The sequence below is a fragment of the Chitinophaga sp. YIM B06452 genome (assembly GCF_039655965.1).
GTDB lineage: Bacteria > Bacteroidota > Bacteroidia > Chitinophagales > Chitinophagaceae > Chitinophaga.
This window is the reverse complement of sequence record NZ_JAWLKY010000006.1, coordinates 165963-186655: the sequence shown is the minus strand read 5'-3', so window position 1 is coordinate 186655 and position 20693 is coordinate 165963. Positions and strand designations below refer to the sequence as shown.

Genomic DNA, 20693 nt, shown 5'->3' with positions numbered 1-20693 from the left:
TTCACCTTTTTTCCTGAAAATCTTGTCTTTAATTAAAGATACATTCACAATACGCATTTGTTATTTATCCCGGAAACACCGCTCCAGATTTTTTCTCCGTTTAGCACACGTATGAATAGGATTATTAAGCTTTAAAATTTAAAAATGAAAAGCCAATCATTACCTGTGCACGACATGTGGATCGATGAATGCGAACAGCGGAAAACCATTCCTGTAGCCACCATGCCTGCCGACCTCCTCAAAGGGCTGCTCAGATGTTCGAAAGTGGAATATGAAGAGAACAAATGTTGCAGGATAGTCACCCAACAGGTCCCGCTGGATGTTTTTTCACTCTGGCTGCAAACGGTGTACCCGAAAAAAAACATGTTGCTCAGGCCGCAAACGCCTTTCCGCAACATTATTCTCCATGTGATGCTCGGCAGCGACGTGGTCACGATGATCAGGTCCGGCGAAACCGTATGCCTCGGCAGCGGCTTCATGGATATGTTTAATCTTACCCGTTACCCGAACGAAGCACCTTTGCAGAAAGACCAGGGTTTCCTCAGCCTGCATATCAACATCCAGCCAAAAAAAGTAAAAGAACTGGTGAAGTGGTTCCCGGAGCTTGCCGGGCTGAAGGATAAAAAGATCATGAAAGTGGACGGGAAGGTAAATAAAACCTCACTCCGGCTAAACGAAGTGAGCTGGCCCATAGTGCTCGACATCCTTACCTGCCGCTACATCGGAGAGGCCGCGGATGTTTATCTTCGCCGCCACTCCGTCAACCTGCTGCTGCTGTTCGAAAGAATGGTGGACAAGCCGGATCATGGCCTTTCCGAACGGAACCGTAAAAAAGTGGAGGAATGTTTCGATTTCCTGAAGGACCATTACGTTGACCAGCATACCGTAAAACAAATGGCTGAGCGTTTCAGGCTCAACGCCCGGGTGTTGCATGAAGGTTTCCAGGCGATGTTCGGCTGCACCATCAGGCAGTTCCAGCTGGACCAGCGGTTACGCAGGGCTTACCGTTACATGATGGAAACAAGGACTCCTTTCGGGATGGTCGCCGTGAAAACCGGTTTCAAAAGCGCGCGCAGCTTAAGGAACACTTTCTGGGGATATTACAAATGCGATCCCATATTACTCATGAGAGCGCAGTAAGCCGGGATTGCTATCAAGACAGTTTTTCACCGCTATTGAATGATGAGAACATATTTATATCGTTTTCAGCCGGCATAATCCTGCAGTAATGAACTGAGCATGCGGTGGAAATGATGCGTGCCCTGCTCGCGGGTAACGGAATACCGTCCATGGCCGTAAAAGCGCGAACGGACGCCCTTTTGCACGGTTTCCACGATGGCTTCGTCTTCCATTTCCACGGTATGCAGGTTGGAACCCGCGCCTGTATTGTACAGCTGGTCTTTCCACACGTAGGTCAGGAACGTTACTTTGCAGGTGCCGGTGGTCAAAGGTTTTACGATGTTGATGCTCAGGCCCCAGGGGTAGAAGTTGAACATCATGTTCGGAAAGACGTAGAAATAATAAGCGGCCACTTTTTTCCCATGATCAGGCGAGGAGGGAGGCAGATCGAAACAATCCTCTTCGTCTTTCGCTAAGCCCAGCTGCAGGTTGCTCCAGGGGAACAACTCGGTCGTGTAATTCCCGTAATCGATCACCGCATTCAGGCCCGCATGCACAAAGGGAATATGAAAACCTTCGAGGTAGTTCTCACAATACAGCGCCCAATTGGCTTTGATGAAATAATATTTTGTCAGCTCGGGCCGGTAAACAAATTCATCGATGGGCATCCAGCTGATGCGCGCCATCATATCCCGGAAATAAGGGAGATGATCACTACCGGGTTGCAGGGAGGAGAACAGCATGGAGCCCCAGCGGAAGAGCGGCAATTCAGCAAGATCATCCTGCGGGGAAGGAAAGTCTTTTACCCCGCTGAACTCCGGCATGCTCTGGAACTGGCCATTGAGGCGGAATACGCGGCCATGATAGCGGCAGCGCAGCTGGGAAAGCTTGCAGGGTTCATTCACGATAATGGCGCCGCGATGGGTGCAAACGTTGCTGAGGCAGCGGATGGTGGATTGCTGGTCTTTCGTAAGCACCAGCGGCTCTTCCATGAACTGCTCCATGAACGTGAAAGGGTGGCAGTACCCCGGATCACGCAGCAGGCCCGCATCTCCCACGTATTGCCAGGATGGGCCGAAGATGCGTTGCCTGGTGAATTCGAACACAGCCGGGTTGTTGTAAAAATCAGTATGTATCGTTTTAGCCTTAGATATATCCGGATCAACAAAAAAGATTGACATAACGCCCGATTTACACAGGAATTTAAGGAATTCTCCGCTCAGTTGCCGGAATATTTTGGACTTAGGGATTTGGATTTTTGTGCGGTGAAATAAAAAGTATAGTGGCTATACACACTTGTTTTTGCTGATAGGAAAAACCGTTCATTGCGAGGAGCTGCAGAGCTTAAGTCGGGATAGCCAAGCAAGTAAAAGATCGTCATTGCGAGAAGCAGCAGAGCCAAAGCGGGGCGCGACGAAGCAATCTCTTGTATTGGATTGATATACGCCAATGTTGGGAGATTGCTTCGTCGCGCCCCGCACAAAACCCTCGCTGCTTTTCGCAATGACGGACTTCTTTCGCAACAACAGGCTTCTTACCGCTTCAATCCTAATTTCCTGTACACCAGCCAGCCCAGCGCGCCGAAAATAAATGCCGGCCAGATGCTGAGGAAAAAGAGGAGCACCGTCCTGAAAAATTCCGCGCCACGGTTCAGCGCCACAACAGCGGCAGTAGCCAGCGGCGGGCGTTGCAGCCGTTCGGGGTTCAGTACAATCTGTATGTCTGCCACTTCGGGCTGGAACAGCTCTACCGTGATGGTAGAATACAGCACCTTTTCATCAATAGCCATGTTGTTGATCGTACGGTCTATCACTTCATCTTTTTTCGCGTCTTCATAACGCGTGATGTCCAGCTCTTTTTCAGGTTTGGTGTGATCCTTTTTCCGTACGGGCGTTTCGTCGGCTTTGTTGTGCAGCTGGTTGCGGAGATAATCCAGCGTAACGTCTGTGTCTTTCAGCAAACGGTGGCTGATGAGGCTGGCAGAAGAAGTAAGCGCGCTCACTACCGTGTCCATGTAAGGCGCGGGTACCTTCAGCGTGAGGCTGGCCACTGGCGTGTAACGCGTTACCTGCTTCAGCGAATCAGCGGAATAGGCGAACTCGTGGGATGAGTTTTGTTCATTCCTGATGAGGCTTTCCACTACAACGCCGTTCAGGGAAGCAACCAGCTTTTCAACGCCCGCGGCGGCGCTCACCACATCGCTTACCCGGCAGCGGAGCTCTGCCGTTTTGATGCGCTTGCGCGCTTCGGGAGGCGCCGGCGATGCGGCGGTGGTACTGTCTGCATAGGCTTCGGATCTGTTTTCGGAAGATGCCTTGAAATTGATGTTGCCCGCATTGGAACAGGCATAGAGGGTCAGTATGGGAATGAGTACCCACAGCGTGGAAGAACTGCGCATAAGAATAGATTTCCTGTTGATACGCAGTTCCCGGAAAAGTAACCTTAGCAAAATGTTAAAGTGCGGCGCGCGGCATCAGCTCAAATGTCCGGGCCAGCAGCCGGAAAGATTCCATCCGCTCTTCCGCGTTCTCAGACATGGTGCTGATCACGATCTCGTTCACACCATATTCCGCGCACATCTTTTCAATTTTCTCTTTCATTTGCTTCGGTGTGCCGCATATCATTCTCCCGCGGTTGTAATTCACGCGCAACTGTTCGTCCGGCATGTATTCGATCTCCGCGATCTCCTCGTAAGGGGGGAGGGGCGTATCTCTTCCGCGCTCGATGTTGAGGATGCGGTAGTCCATGATGGTCTGCCACCTGTCTACAAGCTCTTCACTTTCAGAACAGAACCCGAAGATACCCACGTTGGCCAGCGGTGTGGCGAGTGAAAGCGAAGGCCTGAAGCGTTCGCGGTAATGCGCTACGGTTTCGGGGCCGCCGTTGGGATTGATGAACTGCGCGAAAGAGAGCGCCGTGCCGAAATGCGCCGCGATGTTGGCGCTGCCCCCGCTGGAGGTGAGCAGCCACATGGGAGGCGCGGTAGAGGCCTGCGGAAGGGCTTTTACTTTTTCGTAAATACTGCCGGGAGGCGCATTGTCTGTCAGGAAATGCTGGAGGTCAACGATCTGCTGCACGAAGTCCTGTTCGCTGAAGGTGTTCTGCGGGTTCAGCAGGCGGGCTGTAAGCCGGTCCCCGCCCGGCGCGCGGCCGATGCCAAGGTCTATCCGCCCGGGGAACAATGCTTCCAGCATCCTGAAATTCTCCGCTACTTTAAGCGAACTGTGGTTGGGCAGCATGATGCCCGCCGCGCCGAGGCGGATCCGCTGCGTTTCCGCGCCCAGGTAGGCCATCAGCACTTCCGGCGTGGTGCCGGCTATATTGGCGATATTATGATGCTCAGACACCCAGAAGCGTTCGTATCCGAGACTATCCGTCAGTTGCGCGAGAGCTTTGGTTTCCAGCAGGGTTTCCCTTGTGTTGCTGCCGTTTCGTACTACAGACTGGTCCAGCACACTTAATTTTATCTTACTCATCTATATAAAGATACGAAAGCCGGAAATAAACGTATAAACACCACTTGATTTGCTGGTTTCATGAATTTAATTAGATTTACAGTTATTACACATGTCATAAAACGGCAGGTCAAACCAAAATCAAAGGATCGTTATGGGTAGCAATCTATCCGGCAAGGAACTGCTGGAACGGATGAAACGGGGAGACGAAGATGCATTTACCTCGGTTTACCGTCAGTATCACCCTTCGCTTTATGTATATATTCTGCGTTATTGCAAGATACCTTCCCTCGCGGAGGACCTTGTGCATGACGTCTTCCTGAAGATATGGGAGATCAGGGGGAGGATAGATCCCGAACGCCCTTTCACCGCTTACCTTTACAAGATCGCCCGCAACCATGTATTCAAGACCCTGCAGAAAGTGGCCACAGACCGCGTGCTGCGGGAGCAGGTATTGGCGCAGCTGAACGGCGGCGAAGCCGTGCAGCCCGGACAGCTGGATACCAAAGAATACGACCGCCTTTTCCACGAAGCCCTCAACCATATGCCGCCCCAGCGGCTCAACGTGTTCCGCCTCTGCCGCCAGGAAGGCCGCAGCTACGACGAAGCGGCGGAGATACTCGGTATTTCCCGCAACGCCGTCAAGAAACACATGGTGCTCAGCATGCGTTTTATCCACGATTACGTGTTCCGTTATGGCGGCGTGACCCTCACCATTCTCTTCCTGCAAAAAAATATTTTTTAAGAGGGGTACCCTCGGGGAATATTCCCGGATATTATAACAGGTACACATGAAACTGTACCGTTAGTATGCCACATTCCACGGATCCACACGAGAAACTGCTGCAGCAATACCTGGATGGAAAATGTACGCCCGAAGAGGCGCAGGCATTGATGTCCTGGCTGCAGACCACCGGCCATCACCGGGCGCTTCTGCGTAAGATGCAGGAAGAATTCCCCGAAATACTCGCCAGCGAACCTGTTATAGACCAGGAGATCAGCGACCGCATGGAGGCGCGCCTCCTGCAGCAGATCAGTGCGCCCCGCATGCTGCGCATGCGCAACCGCCGCATCTGGCTGGCCGCCGCTTCCGCATTGGTGTTGCTGGCCGCAGGCGCTATGTACCTGTTCTCCCCGAAGCAGGATCAATCTGCCCCGCTTGCTTCTAACCATACACCCGTTGCACCCAAAGATATTGCGCCCGGCAGCGCCAAAGCTGTGCTCACCCTGGCAGACGGCAGTACCGTTACGCTGGACAGTGCGGGCAACCAGGTGATCCACCAGGGGCAAACGCTGGTACAGCTGCAGAACGGGCAGCTGGAATACGACGCAGACAACATCGGCCAGGCTGCAGGTTACAACATATTATCAGTGCCGCGCGGCGGACAGTTTACCATCGTATTGCCCGATGGCAGCCGCGTATGGCTTAATTCCGCTTCCAAATTGCGTTATCCCACCGCATTCACCGGCGAGCAGCGCCTGGTGGAGCTGGAAGGGCAGGGGTATTTTGAAGTGCGTAAAGACGCGCAGCATCCCTTTATCGTAAAAACCAAAACACTGGATGTGGAAGTACTGGGCACAGGCTTCGACGTAATGGCGTACCCGGACGAGAAATCTATGAACACCACGCTGGTGGAAGGGGCCGTGAGAGTGAAAGACGTGATGCTGAAACCAGGCCAGCAGGCGAGGATGGAATATTCCACCGGCTGCATTTATGTGGCGCCCGCGGATATACAGCAGGTGATAGCCTGGAAGACCGGTTTCTTTGAATTCGATAACGCGAACCTGGCAGACATCATGCGCCAGGCATCCCGCTGGTACGACATCGACATCGATATGAACATTACCAGCGTCAACCAGAACAAAGCCTACGGCGGGCGTATCAGCCGCAACCTCCCGCTTTCCGAACTTTTGAATATGCTAGAGGCCAACGGGGCCCGGTTTAACCTTCAGGGCCGCAAACTGATCGTACAATAGATTGGCAGGCAGGCTGTGACAACAATGATTATCCACGTACCATAAACTAAACTAAACACACTCGTTATGAAAAGATCCACTACAAGCTAACCGGCATTGACCCATAAAAAAACCGGAAGCGCTTGCAACACTCCCGGAAATAGGATGGGTTATACCGACATCAGTCTTCAGAACTTATATCTCGTAATTCCCAAACACTACAAAAGTATGAAATTTAACTTTAGTGGCGGAGATTCCTTTGCCTGGAACTCAGCCCCGTTTTACAACGCTCTCGCCGGTTTTTTCCGGGCCGGTAAGAAGCGGGACGCATTCAGTAAATTCTACTTGGTTATGAAACTCACCACCTTTTTGCTGCTCGTAGCTTGCCTGCAAATCAGCGCAAAAGGCTTCTCGCAGCAGATCACGCTTAAGGAAAGGAATGCTCCGCTGAAAAAAGTGCTGAAAGAAATTGCGCGCCAGGCAGGGATCTCGATCGTATACGACGAAAGCCTGCTGGCTAAAACGAGCAGGGTCAATATTGATATAAAGGACATGCCCGTAAAGCAGGCTATGAACATGCTCCTGCTGAACCAGCCGGTTTCTTTTACCATCGAAGGGCAGAAGATCGTTATCCAGCCTATGTCTCCAGACCTCAGGTCACTTGCCGCCGATACCGCCATCACTGTATCGGGCCGTGTGACCAATGAAACGGGAGAGCCCCTCCCGGGCGCTACCGTGCGCATCAACGGCACCAATACCGGTACCTCCACCGATGGCGACGGCCGGTATACGCTCAAAGTGCCCAACAAAAATGCGGTGCTGGTATTCAGCATCCTGGGTTATTCCTCCAAAACGCAGGCCGTTGGCGGCTCTACGCTCAACGTGCAGCTGGGCCTCTCTGAAACCTCCCTCACCGAAACGGTAGTGGTAGGTTACGGTACCCAGAAAAAGGCCGTGGTAACGGGCGCTATCTCCAGCGTCCGCGCCAAAGACCTGGAAGGCATGCCCATCAACCGCATCGAGCAGGCGCTGCAGGGCCGCACCGCGGGCGTTACCATCGCCTCCAACTCCGGTCAGCCCGGCTCCGCCGCTACCGTTCGCGTGCGCGGTATCACTACATTCAACAACAACGATCCGCTGTGGGTGATAGACGGCGTAGTGGTGGATAACGGCGGCATCGGCTACCTGAACCAGAACGACATCGAATCCATCCAGGTGCTGAAAGACGCCGCCTCCCAGGCCATCTACGGCGCCCGTGCCGCTTCCGGCGTAATACTGGTGACCACTAAAAAAGGGAAGGCCGGCAAGCTGACCATCAGCTACAATGGCTACTACGGCACTTCGCAGCCTGCCCGCAAGCTGGACATGCTGAATGCCACAGAATATGCCACCCTGCGCAACGAACAATCCGTGAACGGCGGCGGAGCGCCTGTGTTTGCAGACCCTGCTTCCTACGGAAAGGGTACAGACTGGCAGGCTACCATCTTCAACAACAGCGCCAAACGTATGAACCACGAGCTGAGCATCAGCGGCGGCGGCGAAAAATCCACTTTCTATACTTCCTTCGGTTACCTGGACCAGGAAGGCATTGTAGCCACAGAAATTTCCCGTTACAAACGTTTCAACCTCCGGCTCAATTCCACTTACAAGATCACTCCCTGGCTCACCTTCGGCGAAAACATCGGCTATGCGTATGATAAATCCATAGGCCTGGGCAATACCAACAGCGAATTCGGCGGCCCCCTCAGTTCCGCCATCAACCTTGATCCCATCACGCCGGTAGTGGAAACAGATCCTGCTAAGCTGGCGGGCGTGCCTTATGCGGGCAATGAAGCCAAACTGAGAAGGGATGCGCAGGGCAATCCATATGGAATTTCCACGATCGTTGGCCAGGAAATGACCAACCCGCTGGCGTATATTTCCACGCGCCTCGGCAACTACAGCTGGAGCCACAACGCAGTAGGCAACGTTTACCTGGAGGCCGAACCCATCAAAGGCCTGCGCCTACGGTCTACCATGGGTTCCAAGATCGCTTTCTGGGGCAGCGAGACCTTCACGCCGCTGTTCTTCCTCAACAGCTCCAACAACCCGGCCAATAACTCGTTCCAGCGCAGTAACAACTCCGTGTTCAACTACAACTTCGAAAACACGCTTTCGTATTCCAAAGACATCAACGCGCACAGCTTTACCGTGCTGCTGGGCCAGGGCGCTTACATGGAGAACCGTAGCCGCATGACCACCGTTACTTTCCAGAACGTGCCTGCGCAGACTTTCAAAGAAGCGTCCCTCAACTATAAAGTGACCAATCCCAACCGCCTTTCAGACGGCAGCGAAGGAGTGGAGCACACCATCGCATCGCTCTTCGCCCGCGTCAACTATGCTTACGACGAAAAATATCTCGTGGAAGGCATCATCCGCCGCGATGGTTCCAGCCGTTTCGGCGCGAACAATAAGTACGGCGTGTTCCCGTCCTTCTCGCTAGGCTGGGTGCCCACCAAAGAGACATTCTGGCCGCAGAACCAGGTGGTGGACATGCTGAAGCTCCGCGGCGGTTACGGCGTAGTGGGCAACGATAATATCGGCGACGGCCGTTTCCTCGCCACCATCGGCAGCGGCCGCAACTATACGCTCACCAATTCAGACCTGGCCGAAGCCGGTTCCAGCCCCAATGCCCCGGCCAACCCGGACCTGCGGTGGGAGGAAACAAGGCAGTCCAACATCGGTTTCGAAGCATTGCTCTTCAAGAATTTCACGGTAGAGTTCGACTGGTTCAAAAAACTGTCCAAAGACATCCTCATGTACCCGGACATTCCCTGGTACACAGGCGCTGCAGGCAACCCGGCAGACAATGTGGGCAGCATGGAAAACAAAGGCCTGGAGCTGGCCCTGGGTTACCGCAAGAACCTGGGCGAATTTGAATTCAGCCTGAACGGCAACGTGAGCTACACCAAAAACAAGGTTACTTTCATCGGCGACGATGTGAAGTTCATTACCGTGGGCCAGGCGTCGTTCCAGACCATGAGCGCCATCACCCGCACCGAGGTAGGCCAGCCGTTCAACGCGTTCTACATGTTCAAGACCATGGGCGTTTTCCAGAACCAGGCTGAAATTGACGCATATGTGAACAAGGACGGCAAGAAGATACAACCCAATGCCAAGCCCGGCGATTTCCGCTGGCACGACCGCAACGGCGACGGCGCTATCACCGACACCGACCGCGATTACATCGGCAACCCGACGCCCAACTGGATGTATGGCATGACGCTGAACGCCGCCTACAAAGGTTTCGACCTGGTGGTGTTTGCACAGGGCGCCGCCGGCAACCAGATATTCCAGGGCCTGCGCAGGCTCGACATCATGACGGCCAACTGGCAGCGTAAAGCGCTCGGCCGCTGGACCGGCGAAGGTTCCACCAACAGCTACCCCCGCCTTTCCAGCAAAGACGATAACAAGAACTTCACCAACCCTTCCGAATTCTACCTGGAAGACGGCGACTACTGGCGCCTGAAAGTGCTGCAGATCGGTTACACCCTTCCTGCGCGCCTCGTGAACAAAGCAGGGTTTGAGCGTGTGCGCGTGCACGTTATGAGCGAGAACCTCATCACATTCACCAGGTATACCGGCTACGATCCCGAGATCGGCGGCGGCGTGCTCAGCATCGACCGCGGTATTTATCCGCAGGCGCGCACATTCATGGTTGGCCTGAACTTCACCTATTAATGATTAAAAGCTGATGAAAATGAAACAAAAATATTTCCCGATCATATGCGCGCTGGCAGGTGTCACATTTTTCAGCGCCTGCAAAGAAAGCTTCCTGGAACCCGACCTGAAAGGAACGGACCTGGAGACGAATTTTTACAAAAATGAAGCGCAGGCACGCCAGGGCCTGGTAGCGATCTACGATGTGGTAGGCTGGCAGGGCAACGGTTACGTAACCCGCGAAGGCATGGCCAACGCAGCCAGCGACGACCAGCGGGCAGGCGGCGGCGGCCCCAGCGACATCAACGACCTGCAGGTGGTCACCAAATGGACGCTCACCGCTGAGATCGGCCCTCATAACGAGCTCTGGCGCAAAGGTTTCGCCGGCGTGTTCCGCGCGAACAAGCTGCTGGAAAAGCTTCCCGAAGTGCCCATGAATGAAGCCACCAAAGCGCGTTTCGCCGCGGAAGCCAAATTCCTGCGCGGTTATTTTTACTTCGACCTGCTGCGCATGTTCAAGAACATACCGCTGATCACCAAACCGGTTACCACCGCTGAAATGCGCGACGTACTGCAGGCGCCGCCGGCCGATGTGTGGAAACAGATCGAAGACGATATCAAGGCCGCCATTGCAGAGCCTACCATGCCGGACCGCATCCTGGGCAGCGTAGACAGGGGCCGTGTAACCAAAGGTACCGCGCATGCCATGCTCGGTAAAGTATACCTCTACCAGAAAAAATGGGCGGAAGCCGCGGCAGAGCTGGCGCTGGTGAATGGCGCCATACCCGGGCAGCCCAGCCCGACCTACGGTTACCAGCTGCTGCCTAACTTCGCGGATCTCTTCAAATCCAAACCTGAATTCAAATACAACAGCGAATCCGTATTCGAGATCGGTTATTCTTCCCAATCCAACGGCGGCTGGGGCTGCGTATCCTGTACGGAAGGCAATGTGCTCAATATCCTCGTAGGGCCCCGCGGCTACAATCCCAAACCCGGCGCGCCCGATTACGTTTCCGGCTGGAGCTTCCTCGTGTTCACCAAAGAATTCTACGATTTCATCCATTTCGACCCCCGCTTCAAATACACCGTGGCGGATGTGGACAGCCTTGAGAAAAACGGTTTTGCCACCTACGAAAAAGGCCACGACAATACCGGCTACTTCCTGGAAAAATTCGCAGGCCGCCAGTCTAACAGGCCCGCCAGCGGCACCATGGAGCTGAACTTCCCGCAGAACAAATACGACATCCGCCTGGCGGATACCTACCTGATGGAAGCCGAAGCGCTGGTAATGAGCGGCCAGGGCGGCGGTCCCGGCACGCGCGCCTATGCGCTGATGAATGCTGTGCGCGCCAGGGTTGGCGTTGGCCCGAGAGACGCGACCATCGACAATATTTTTGAAGAACGAAGGCTGGAGTTTGCCGGCGAAGGCATCAGGTTCTTCGACCTGATCCGTTCAGGCAGGGCAACGGCGGCGCTTGCCAGCCGCGGCTTCGACCCGAACAGGCACTACGTATTCCCGATCCCTTTCCACGAGCTGCAAAACACCAAGATGGAGCAGAACAAGGAGTGGGGCGGCAGCAAGTAATTCATCAAAAAAAATGTACCTAATGAAACCGATCATATATATCGCAGCAGCCGTGCTGCTGCTCGCATCCTGCACGCCGGATTCAGAGAACCTGACACTGGGAGCCAAACCCAACGCAAGTTTCACCGCAACGTTGCTGGCTGCCAATCCCAATAAAGTGGCCTTGCAGAATACCACCACCGGCGCATTCTCTTACACCTGGTACAACGGCGGCGCAAACCCCGTGTCCTGGAAAAAAACAGATACGCTCACCTTCAGCAAAAAAGGGGAGTACACCATTTCGCTGGTAGCTTACGGCGCGGGCGGTTCCTCTTCTGTTTCACAGAAAGTGACCATCGCGCAGGATATGGCGGGAACGGACATCCTGAAGGGCGGCAACATGGAACCCGGCGCGGAAGCGCACTGGACCATTCTTAACACCGGCGGGCCGCAAACATCCATTACCTTCACCGGCGGAAAGCTTAAATTCGTGAACCAGCCCGGCGGCAGCAATGGCGCTATTTACCAGGAACTGACCGTGAAAAAGGATGTGACCTACACCTTCTCCGGCATCGTGAAGGGCGGCGGCGCAGCTGAAACCTGGTTCGAAGTGATCTTCGGCACCACGCCTCCCGCACAGGGCAGCGATTACTCCGGCAACAAATGGAACTCCATCAATACCTGGGCCGGCTGCGGCATCGCGGATTTTGAGGGAGACCTGGCGGTGATCGGCTGCGACGGCACCGGCAAAGACAAAGGCGGCAAGATCTCCTTTACCACCGCAGGTAAAGTGTATATGCTGATCAAAGGAGGATGCACCGGCGCAGGCACTTTCGGCCCCAACGGCATCACCATCGACGATGTTAAGTTCATTGAAGAAGCACAATAGTTCACCCATGCAGGGCCGGTTACGCCCGGCCCTGCATAATTTTTTTTCCTGCCCGATATGAAAACGATCAATTACATCCCGGTACTGCTGCTGGGGCTCAACATCCTTGCGTGTGGTGGAAAAAAGGACGATCCCACACCGCCGCCGTATATCCCGCCTACGGTGATAGACAAAGGCTGGACGTTCGAAACCACTCCCATGTGGGCGGATGAGTTCAACTACACCGGCCTGCCCGATAATGCCAAATGGGGCTACGATACAGGCGGCGGAGGTTGGGGCAACAACGAGCTGCAATTTTACACTTCCCGCGAAGAGAACGCTTCCGTGGGCAACGGCCTGTTAACCATTACTGCAAAGAAAGAAACTTACCAGAACAGGAATTACACCAGCACCCGCCTCATTTCCAAAGGCAAAGGCGATTTCCTGTACGGCCGCTTTGAAGTGAAAGCCAAACTGCCGGAAGGCAAAGGCACCTGGCCTGCCATCTGGATGCTGCCTACGGAATGGGCTTACGGCGACTGGCCCAAATCCGGTGAGATAGACATCATGGAGCATGTCGGTTACGATCCCAATATGGTGCACATCAGCGTGCATACCGAAGCATACAATCATTCCATCAACACGCAGAAAACTGCCAAACGCACGGTAAACAAGGCGATGGAAGAGTTTCATCTCTACCGCGTGGACTGGACGCCCTATGCCATCCGCGGGTATATAGACGACCAGCTGCTGTTCACTTTCGTGAATGAAGCCAAAGGTTCCGCCGCCTGGCCCTTCGACAAAAAATTCCATTTCCTGCTCAACATCGCTGTAGGCGGCAACTGGGGCGGCGTGCAGGGTGTGGACGATACCGTTTTTCCCGCTAAAATGGAAATAGACTACGTGCGTGTTTATAAAATGATCGACAAATGATACAAGGCATAAAACTGACCGTACTCGCCTGCCTGCTGGGGATCGCCAGCTGCAAGGGCGGCGGGAAGAACAATGACAATCCGGGACCGGGAGAACCGAAACCCGTTAAATCCGACGTGGCGTTCTGGCTCACGAACGGCGACGGGTCGGTGCTGTTCAAACAGCAGCAAACACCGCTCGTGTTCTCCGGCGCGCTCAACCAATACCCGGTGATCACGGTAGACGACAGTAAAACCTACCAGGAAATAGACGGCTTCGGCTACACGCTCACCGGCGGCAGCGCCACGCTCATCAACGGTTTGGCGACGGACAAAAAAGAAGCATTGCTCAACGAGCTGTTCCGCTGGGACAGTACTTTCATCGGCGTGAGTTACCTCCGCATCAGCATCGGCGCATCGGACCTGAGCGCGGCGCCTTTCAGCTACAACGATCTGCCGGCGGGGCAAACGGACCCCACGCTCCAGCATTTCAGCATAGACATGGAAAAGACGGACCTGGTACCCATCCTCAAAAAGATCATCGCCATCAACCCGTCCATCAAGATACTGGGTTCTCCCTGGAGCCCGCCTACCTGGATGAAAACGAACAACAATTCCAAGGGCGGCAAGCTCAAGCCCGAGTATTACAGCGTATATGCGCAATACTTCGTGAAATACGTGCAGGCCATGAAGGCGGAAGGCATTACGATAGACGCCATCACGATCCAGAATGAGCCGCTGCACCCGGGCAACAATCCCAGCATGGAAATGCAGGCCGCCGAACAGGCAGACTTCATTAAAAACCACCTGGGGCCCGCTTTTAAAGCTGCCAACATTACGACCAGGATCATCATCTACGATCATAATGCAGACCGTCCTGATTATCCTGTAACGATCCTCAACGATCCCGAAGCCAGTAAATACGTGGATGGCACTGCGTTCCACCTGTACGGCGGCAGCATCACCGCTTTGACGCCCCTGCATAACGCTTACCCGGACAAGCACCTGTATTTTACAGAGCAATGGGTAGGCGGCCCCGGGAACTTCCCGGCCGATCTGTCGTGGCATGTAAGCCAGCTAATAATTGGCGCAACGCGCAACTGGTGCCGCAATGTACTGGAATGGAACCTTGCCGCCACGGCTGATTACAAGCCGCATACTATAGGCGGCTGCACCTCCTGCCTGGGCGCGGTCACTATCGGCAGCGACTATACGCGGAACGTGGCGTATTACATCATCGCGCATGCCTCGAAGTTTGTAAGGCCCGGCTCTGTGCGCATCGATTCCAACATTGAGGCGCCGTTGCAGAACGTGGCGTTCAAAACGCCGGACGGGAAAAAGGTGCTGATCGTACTGAATAGCGGTACTACCGCGCAATCCTTCAACATCAAATACAACGGCAAAACCGTTACTCCCCAGCTCGCGGCGGGCGCGGTGGGCACCTTTGTATGGTGATGCTGATCAAACATGCGTGTTTAGTAGGTTCAATAAATGGTAACGAAAGCCGGGCAGCAATTTGCTCCCGGTTTTTCCTCTGAACTTTCCTTCGATTTGATAAAAAGGCCATGGCCGGGTTGGCTGCTACCCCCGGTGCTGCCTGCATTCATCGTTTTACCATGGTTTTGTTACGGGGCCGGTTGCTTCTGCAGCCGGCATTTTTATGCGTCAAAGGTTCAGCCAGTATACCAGTTTCAGCACCAGCGCCCGGTTCTTGACGTAATAAGGTTCGGGCAGGTAATTATCCGTATACACGATAAAAAGATCGGAGGCGGGGCGGTAACGCCACTGGAAGCGGGTATTGAGATTGATGTTCTTCAGTTGTTCATTGTATTGCATGAAGCCGGTAAAAAACAGTGTATTCGTCATCGTTACATCCAGGCGCGGCCCTACCAGCCAGAAGTCCTCGTTGCCCCAGGGCTTCGGCAGCTGCAGGTTGTTGTAAGTGGAGCTGAGCGCAATGCTCACATAAGGCTGGAAGCGGTACCCGAATTCGCCGCCCAGCGTAAGCCGCTGCCCGTCTGCATAATAGCCGCCGTAGCGGGCGGAAAGCGCGTAGGTGAAAAGGCTCTGCGGCTTGGATACATAATCCGCGCCGATGGTATTCCAGCTGTGTTTGGTGCCCGCTTCCAGGTAATGCAAGTTGTAGTTCAGCGGGTCGAAGGGTTGAAGCAGCCGGATGTAAGTGGTGCTGGCCCACACATTCAGCGTGTTGCGCGCGCGGAATACGAGGCCGTAGTTGAGCATCAGCTCATTGTCCGTCCGGTCCATTTTTTCCGTGTAGAAGTTGGAAGACGTAAGCTGCGGGCCATGGCTGAGCAACGGGCCTTTTTTCGGGAAGAAGAGGCGGGTAACCTGCGGCGCCAGCCTGATGAAACCGGTGCGGGGTACGTAGCCTACTTCGGCTTTGTAATTGCTGCCAACGTATTCGTGCTGCCAGCCTATGTTCCAGGTACGGCTGGTGTATTGCAGGTTGGCGGCATGCACGTAATCTTTGCCGCTGGCGCCGGGACTGAAAGACCGCAGCACCAGTGCCTTCCCGGTCCAGAAATTATTCGCTGAAGCCAGGTTGTATTCCAGCCCGAAGTTGCGGTTGAAGCGGGAATGGACGGGCTTGCCCGCTTCCACGTTATCAGGATCGTAATTGATGGATTCTTTGTTGATGAAAATAAAACCGACGTTGGACCGTGCAAACACCTTCCGCTGTAAAGCCGCCACGGTAAAGTTCTGCGCGGGCAGCGCTGTTTCGCCCTGGCTGCCGGTTTGCATGTTCATCAGCCCCATCCGCCAGTTCTTGTTCAGCTTGCCGCTCAGCCGCGCGCCGAAATGAATAGGCACGCCCAGGCCAATGCGGCGGGAGAAAAAAGGCCGGATGGTGGAATAGCCGAAGTTGGTGAACTGGTCGCCGTTTTCCAGGAAAAACTGCCGCCGCTCGGGGAAGAATAGTTCGAAACGGTCCAGGTTGGTCACTTGTTTGTCCACGTCTACCTGCGAGAAGTCCGGGTTTACGGTAAGGTCCAGGTTGAGCGAGGAAGTAACGGCGATCTTGGCGTCCAGCCCGGCGTCGCGGCGCCATTTTTCCGGTTTCCCGTTCGTATAGTCTTTATTGATGCCGCCCAGCACGTAGGGGATGAGGGAGATATTGGTACCCGGGTCCGGCGGCGGCACGTCCCACACCAGTACGCCGGTGTAGGCCAGCGATGCGGAAGGGAATTGCCGGGGCACGGGCGCCCAGCTGCTTTTTTCGGTGGTCTTCAGGTCGTTGCGCCCAAAATTGATGCCCCAGCGCGTGATCCCCTTTTTGTAACGGATGGTCTTGAAAGGGATAACGGCTTCAAACACCCACCTGTCCGGGTAATTTTTCACGGCGGAGCGCCATTTGTTGTCCCAGCTGAGGTCTACTTTCCCGCCTTCGTACATCAGCCCGTCCCACTGCGCCCCGGCAGCATTGGCGCCGAAGGAGAAACCGTTGGTCTGGTCGTCGAAAGGGTCCATGAAGAGGAGGAAGTTGTCGTTCTTGAGAAAAGCGAAATCCCGGCGCAGCGATTCCACCATGTAGGGCCCCGGAGCACCGTTGTAGTTGATCACGAGAAGGTAAATGTTCTGCTGGTCGTAGGTCATTTTCACATCCGTGCGCACTTTGGCAAAACTGGTATCCATGGGGAGGATCATGTAGAAGTCGGAAGCGGAGTCCGCATCCTGCCAGGCCTGTTCGTCCGCGATGCCGTCGATTTTCACGGCAGACGTGGCTTTACGCATATGTAACTGGTAGGCTTCGTTCTTTTTCTGTGCCGTTACAGAAAAAGTGATCAGGCAGAGCAGCAGGAAAATTGGTATTCTCAATTCAGATAAATTTCCGGGTTAGGCCGGTTAAAATACAAAAAAATGGGGCGGGTTGTAATACTTTGGGGAAAACAAAAAACCGGGCAACTAACCCGGAAGTTCTCTGCACGATTGCATCTTCACCTTCCTTCGTTAATTGACCGGCTTTACCGTTACTTCACATGTCTTTTTCAGACTCCTTACTGATAACACTCACACAACCATTCTGCCTCGTCTCATTTCAATCTGTCAACACTACTTTCCTTACTAAAATTCCTTTTTCTGCTGTATACTATTGTTTGTTTGCCCAGGTTCTTCTTCGGATCTACGGTTATATCTTGTATATCCTTGTTCCGCTTTGATAACACAAAAATAATGCGGCGCGGAATCGTGATCTATGATAATTATCATCCTTCTGTTTTGCAATTTATCATCATATGAGATGAAAAATAAAGCGAACAGATAATGAGTGTCAATTCAACACTCCAATAATTTATTATAAAAATATTTATCATGACTACGGTCTGGTTTTACATTGAAAATCAATGGTACGGGATAATAAATGTTGCAACATCTATCATGTTAGAATAATTACGATATTAAAGGTGAAAGTTGTTTTAACATTTTATTAGCGGATTTGCCGCTTAATTCGTGGCGGGCGAATTATGCAATTCGTTGAAAAAAAGCATCCCATACAAAACAGCGTAACTATGAAAATGATCAGCATGTCCGCAGCTATGTTTCTCACCATAGCGGCCGCGGCGCAGCAGCCGGTGTATACCCGCGCGGGCCTTGAGTCTGTAACGGTGTACCGCATCGGCGCGGAATTGAACCACAAGGCCAGGGTCACATTGCCGAAAGGAAGCAGCCAGGTCGTGATCCAGCAGGTGGCCAACGCGATAGATGAGAACAGCATCCAGGTGAGTGCAGGCAATAAGGTGACGGTGATGTCCGCGGGTTTTGCGCGTAATTTCCTGAAAGAGGAAGACCTGAAAAGCCCGGCGTACCTGAAGCTGGAAGACAGCCTGCAATCCGCCCGCCGCGAACTGGTGCGCACCCGCAATGCCCGCGCCGCAGAAGAGGGCACCATCGCGCTGCTGGAGAAGAACCAGAGCCTGAGCGGCGGCACAGCCGGCGGGCCCAGCGTGGCAGAACTGATGAAGCTGGCGGATTATTATAAAAAGCAGCAGGTGGAGTTGCGGAACAACATCGCGCTGCTGCAGGAAAAAGAGACCCGGCAATATGCTGCCGTCCAAAAGCTGGAAAAGCAGCTCCGGGAAATGAGCGAAGATCCAAATGCCAGCGGTGGCCAGTTGGTATTGCAGGTGATGTCTGAAAATGGCGGCCCCACGGACCTCTCGCTGAGCTACATCACCCCGGCCGCGCATTGGGGCGTGTATTATGACCTGAAAGCCGTAAGCACCAGCAGCCCGCTGCAATTGCTGTATAAAGCCAACGTGATGCAAAACACCGGCATAGACTGGAAAAAAGTGAAGCTCACGCTGAGCACGGGCAACCCCAGCCAAAGCGGCACCGCGCCGGTGCTGGATGCCTGGTTCCTGGCTTATGCGGAGCCGCTCATGATCCGGGGCCTTATGAATGATAAAAGGGCTTACCAGAACAGGATGCAGTCTATGAAACAATATGAAGTGCAACCGGCCGCTCCGCCAGCTCCACCGGCAGCCCTCGAAGCAGACGCCTCCGGCGTGGATCAATACACCAGCCAGAACGAACACCAGTTGAGCGCCACTTTCGAAATCGATATACCTTATGATGTGGCCAGCAACGGCAAGCAGCACAGCGTTACGCTCAAGGAATTCTCCCTGCCCGCATCTTACAAATATTACGCCGTGCCCAAAGCCGACGCGGATGCTTTCCTGGTGGCTGAAGTAACGGATTATGAAAAGCTGAGCCTGCTGCCCGGCGAAGCCAATATCATTTTCGAAGACATGTATGTCGGCAAATCCTTCATCGACCCCAACGCCACCACAGACACGCTGAACCTCAGCGTGGGCCGCGATAAGAAGGTGATCATCAAACGGGAGAAAATAACGGAGATGTCCGGCGTGAAATTCCTGGGCAACCAGAAGCGGCAGACCTTCACCTACGAGCTCAGGGTGCGCAACGCGAAGAAGGAACCGGTGAACCTGCTGCTGAAAGATCAATATCCCGTGTCTACAGACAAAAGCATGGAAATAGAACTGGTGGAAAGCGATGGCGCTGCCGTGAACACTGAAACTGGTGTGCTCACCTGGAAGCTGAACCTGGCGCCCGGCGAAACAAAAAAAGTGCGGCTGAGCTATACCGTGAAGTACCCGAAAGATAAGGTGATCGCGAATTTATAGTATGAAAAGGCCGGATGTACCCGGCCTTTTTCTATAGCTACCTGCTTAAATCCGATTTCAACCTGGTCAGTTCCCCCAGCAGCGCGGTTTCCCGCACAAGGTGCTCCTTGTTCAGTGTTTTCGCGATGCGTGCTATTTCGAAGTTGAGTGTTTCGATCTCCGTTCTCCGTTTGTTCCGGATATCCTGCAGGGTGGAGATCAGCTGCCCGTCGGATGATCTGCTGATGAGCAAAAGATTTTCCCTCACTTCGCCGGCTTCCAGCGAAATGCCTTTTTCCTGCGCAATGGCAATGCATTCCGCGATAACTCTCTCCGCTATCGCCAGCGCGCCCGTATCGCGGTGGAAGATGCCGTTATCAGTTTCCAGCAGCGGGCAGATTGAATTGAAGACGCTGTTGATAATGGCTTTTTTCCAGATGATGGGCTGGATGTTGTTTTCCGCCCTGAAACGGAAGCCTGTGCTATCCAATTGTTTTACCACTGCATCGGTTGTAGTGGCGCTGTTGCTGATGGCGCCTATAGGGGAGACGGACACCGGCTTAAAGCTGACCATGTTATCTTTCGTGAGTTGGCTGGTCACAAACAGTACGCAGCGGTAGATCTCGGGAAAACCGTTGTCGGCAAAAACCTGTTCAATGCCGAGGCCGTTTTGCAGGATAACGATGGGAGAACGGCCGGTCTTGCCTTTCAGCGTGGCGGCGAGCTGCACGTTGCCGTACGACTTGTTGGTCAGCACAACGATACCGTCCAGCTCCGCGAAGTTGCTGATGGTGCTCACTTCCACGTCTGCTTCCTGCACGGCCCCTTCCCGTACAACCTGTATCTTTTCCACGGCTGCCGGCTGGTTATCTACGCTGCCCCGCAGCAAGACCGCTTTTTTGTGATCGCCTGCCAGGGCCACCGCCAGCGCTTTGCCGACGGCTCCTGCGCCAATGATGTAGATCGTATCTTTCATTG

The 20693-nt window shown here is 53.9% G+C and carries 14 protein-coding genes; 9 read left to right on the top strand and 5 right to left on the bottom strand.

Features of this window, described 5'->3' with window-relative positions; genetic code table 11:
* Positions 1-144 precede the first annotated feature (144 nt).
* Positions 145-1140, top strand: a complete 996-nt coding sequence (locus R3I13_RS23785; RefSeq protein ID WP_346320484.1) for a helix-turn-helix domain-containing protein — start codon at positions 145-147, stop codon at positions 1138-1140.
* A 65-nt stretch (positions 1141-1205) separates the two neighbouring features.
* Here R3I13_RS23785 and R3I13_RS23780 read toward each other — a convergent pair whose 3' ends face one another.
* The 3 genes from R3I13_RS23780 to R3I13_RS23770 form a co-directional block, all read right to left on the bottom strand.
* Complete coding sequence (locus R3I13_RS23780; protein WP_346320483.1) at positions 1206-2300, bottom strand: aromatic ring-hydroxylating dioxygenase subunit alpha; 1095 nt, start codon at positions 2298-2300, stop codon at positions 1206-1208.
* 353 nt (positions 2301-2653) lie between these two features.
* Positions 2654-3517 carry a DUF4349 domain-containing protein gene (locus R3I13_RS23775; RefSeq protein WP_346320482.1) on the bottom strand — a complete coding sequence of 288 codons (864 nt, stop codon included), beginning with the start codon at positions 3515-3517 and terminating at the stop codon, positions 2654-2656.
* A gap of 55 nt (positions 3518-3572) precedes the next feature.
* On the bottom strand, positions 3573-4595 hold the full coding sequence (locus tag R3I13_RS23770) for an LLM class flavin-dependent oxidoreductase (protein WP_346320481.1): 1023 nt from the start codon (positions 4593-4595) through the stop codon (positions 3573-3575).
* A 133-nt stretch (positions 4596-4728) separates the two neighbouring features.
* Here R3I13_RS23770 and R3I13_RS23765 point away from each other — a divergent pair, with 133 nt between their 5' ends.
* From R3I13_RS23765 to R3I13_RS23735, 7 genes are all read left to right on the top strand, one after another.
* Complete coding sequence (locus R3I13_RS23765) at positions 4729-5319, top strand: RNA polymerase sigma-70 factor (RefSeq protein ID WP_346320480.1); 591 nt, start codon at positions 4729-4731, stop codon at positions 5317-5319.
* A gap of 65 nt (positions 5320-5384) precedes the next feature.
* Positions 5385-6551 carry a FecR domain-containing protein gene (locus R3I13_RS23760; protein WP_346320479.1) on the top strand — a complete coding sequence of 389 codons (1167 nt, stop codon included), beginning with the start codon at positions 5385-5387 and terminating at the stop codon, positions 6549-6551.
* A gap of 330 nt (positions 6552-6881) precedes the next feature.
* Positions 6882-10250, top strand: a complete 3369-nt coding sequence (locus tag R3I13_RS23755) for a TonB-dependent receptor (RefSeq protein WP_346320478.1) — start codon at positions 6882-6884, stop codon at positions 10248-10250.
* Between the two features lie 19 nt (positions 10251-10269).
* Positions 10270-11814 (top strand): RagB/SusD family nutrient uptake outer membrane protein, encoded by a 1545-nt coding sequence (locus tag R3I13_RS23750; RefSeq protein WP_346320477.1) that lies wholly within the window; start codon positions 10270-10272, stop codon positions 11812-11814.
* Positions 11815-11836: 22 nt separating this feature from the next.
* Complete coding sequence (locus R3I13_RS23745; protein ID WP_346320476.1) at positions 11837-12682, top strand: hypothetical protein; 846 nt, start codon at positions 11837-11839, stop codon at positions 12680-12682.
* A 57-nt stretch (positions 12683-12739) separates the two neighbouring features.
* The gene (locus R3I13_RS23740) at positions 12740-13594 is read left to right on the top strand and encodes a glycoside hydrolase family 16 protein (protein WP_346320475.1); all 855 of its coding nucleotides are present in this window, start codon (positions 12740-12742) and stop codon (positions 13592-13594) included.
* Positions 13591-15027, top strand: coding sequence for a glycoside hydrolase family 30 beta sandwich domain-containing protein (locus tag R3I13_RS23735; RefSeq protein ID WP_346320474.1), 1437 nt, complete (start codon positions 13591-13593; stop codon positions 15025-15027). The genes R3I13_RS23740 and R3I13_RS23735 overlap by 4 nt, the downstream gene beginning before the upstream one ends.
* 210 nt (positions 15028-15237) lie before the next feature.
* Here the strand turns inward: R3I13_RS23735 and R3I13_RS23730 are convergent, their stop codons facing one another.
* Complete coding sequence (locus R3I13_RS23730) at positions 15238-17412, bottom strand: DUF5916 domain-containing protein (protein WP_346320473.1); 2175 nt, start codon at positions 17410-17412, stop codon at positions 15238-15240.
* Positions 17413-18101: 689 nt separating this feature from the next.
* On the opposite strand from R3I13_RS23730, the gene R3I13_RS23725 reads away from it, so the two are divergent.
* Positions 18102-19736, top strand: a complete 1635-nt coding sequence (locus R3I13_RS23725) for a DUF4139 domain-containing protein (RefSeq protein ID WP_346320472.1) — start codon at positions 18102-18104, stop codon at positions 19734-19736.
* Positions 19737-19773: 37 nt separating this feature from the next.
* Here the strand turns inward: R3I13_RS23725 and R3I13_RS23720 are convergent, their stop codons facing one another.
* Positions 19774-20691 carry a 2-dehydropantoate 2-reductase gene (locus R3I13_RS23720; RefSeq protein ID WP_346320471.1) on the bottom strand — a complete coding sequence of 306 codons (918 nt, stop codon included), beginning with the start codon at positions 20689-20691 and terminating at the stop codon, positions 19774-19776.
* Between the last annotated feature and the right edge of the window lie 2 nt (positions 20692-20693).

What these genes read in the sequence shown, in the direction of transcription:
- R3I13_RS23785 (WP_346320484.1), top strand. Translation starts at nt 145, where the DNA reads ATGAAAAGCCAATCATTACCTGTGCACGACATGTGGATCGATGAATGC.
- R3I13_RS23780 (WP_346320483.1), bottom strand. Translation starts at nt 2,300, where the DNA reads ATGTCAATCTTTTTTGTTGATCCGGATATATCTAAGGCTAAAACGATA.
- R3I13_RS23775 (WP_346320482.1), bottom strand. Translation starts at nt 3,517, where the DNA reads ATGCGCAGTTCTTCCACGCTGTGGGTACTCATTCCCATACTGACCCTC.
- R3I13_RS23770 (WP_346320481.1), bottom strand. Translation starts at nt 4,595, where the DNA reads ATGAGTAAGATAAAATTAAGTGTGCTGGACCAGTCTGTAGTACGAAAC.
- R3I13_RS23765 (WP_346320480.1), top strand. Translation starts at nt 4,729, where the DNA reads ATGGGTAGCAATCTATCCGGCAAGGAACTGCTGGAACGGATGAAACGG.
- R3I13_RS23760 (WP_346320479.1), top strand. Translation starts at nt 5,385, where the DNA reads ATGCCACATTCCACGGATCCACACGAGAAACTGCTGCAGCAATACCTG.
- R3I13_RS23755 (WP_346320478.1), top strand. Translation starts at nt 6,882, where the DNA reads ATGAAACTCACCACCTTTTTGCTGCTCGTAGCTTGCCTGCAAATCAGC.
- R3I13_RS23750 (WP_346320477.1), top strand. Translation starts at nt 10,270, where the DNA reads ATGAAACAAAAATATTTCCCGATCATATGCGCGCTGGCAGGTGTCACA.
- R3I13_RS23745 (WP_346320476.1), top strand. Translation starts at nt 11,837, where the DNA reads ATGAAACCGATCATATATATCGCAGCAGCCGTGCTGCTGCTCGCATCC.
- R3I13_RS23740 (WP_346320475.1), top strand. Translation starts at nt 12,740, where the DNA reads ATGAAAACGATCAATTACATCCCGGTACTGCTGCTGGGGCTCAACATC.
- R3I13_RS23735 (WP_346320474.1), top strand. Translation starts at nt 13,591, where the DNA reads ATGATACAAGGCATAAAACTGACCGTACTCGCCTGCCTGCTGGGGATC.
- R3I13_RS23725 (WP_346320472.1), top strand. Translation starts at nt 18,102, where the DNA reads ATGAAAATGATCAGCATGTCCGCAGCTATGTTTCTCACCATAGCGGCC.
- R3I13_RS23720 (WP_346320471.1), bottom strand. Translation starts at nt 20,691, where the DNA reads ATGAAAGATACGATCTACATCATTGGCGCAGGAGCCGTCGGCAAAGCG.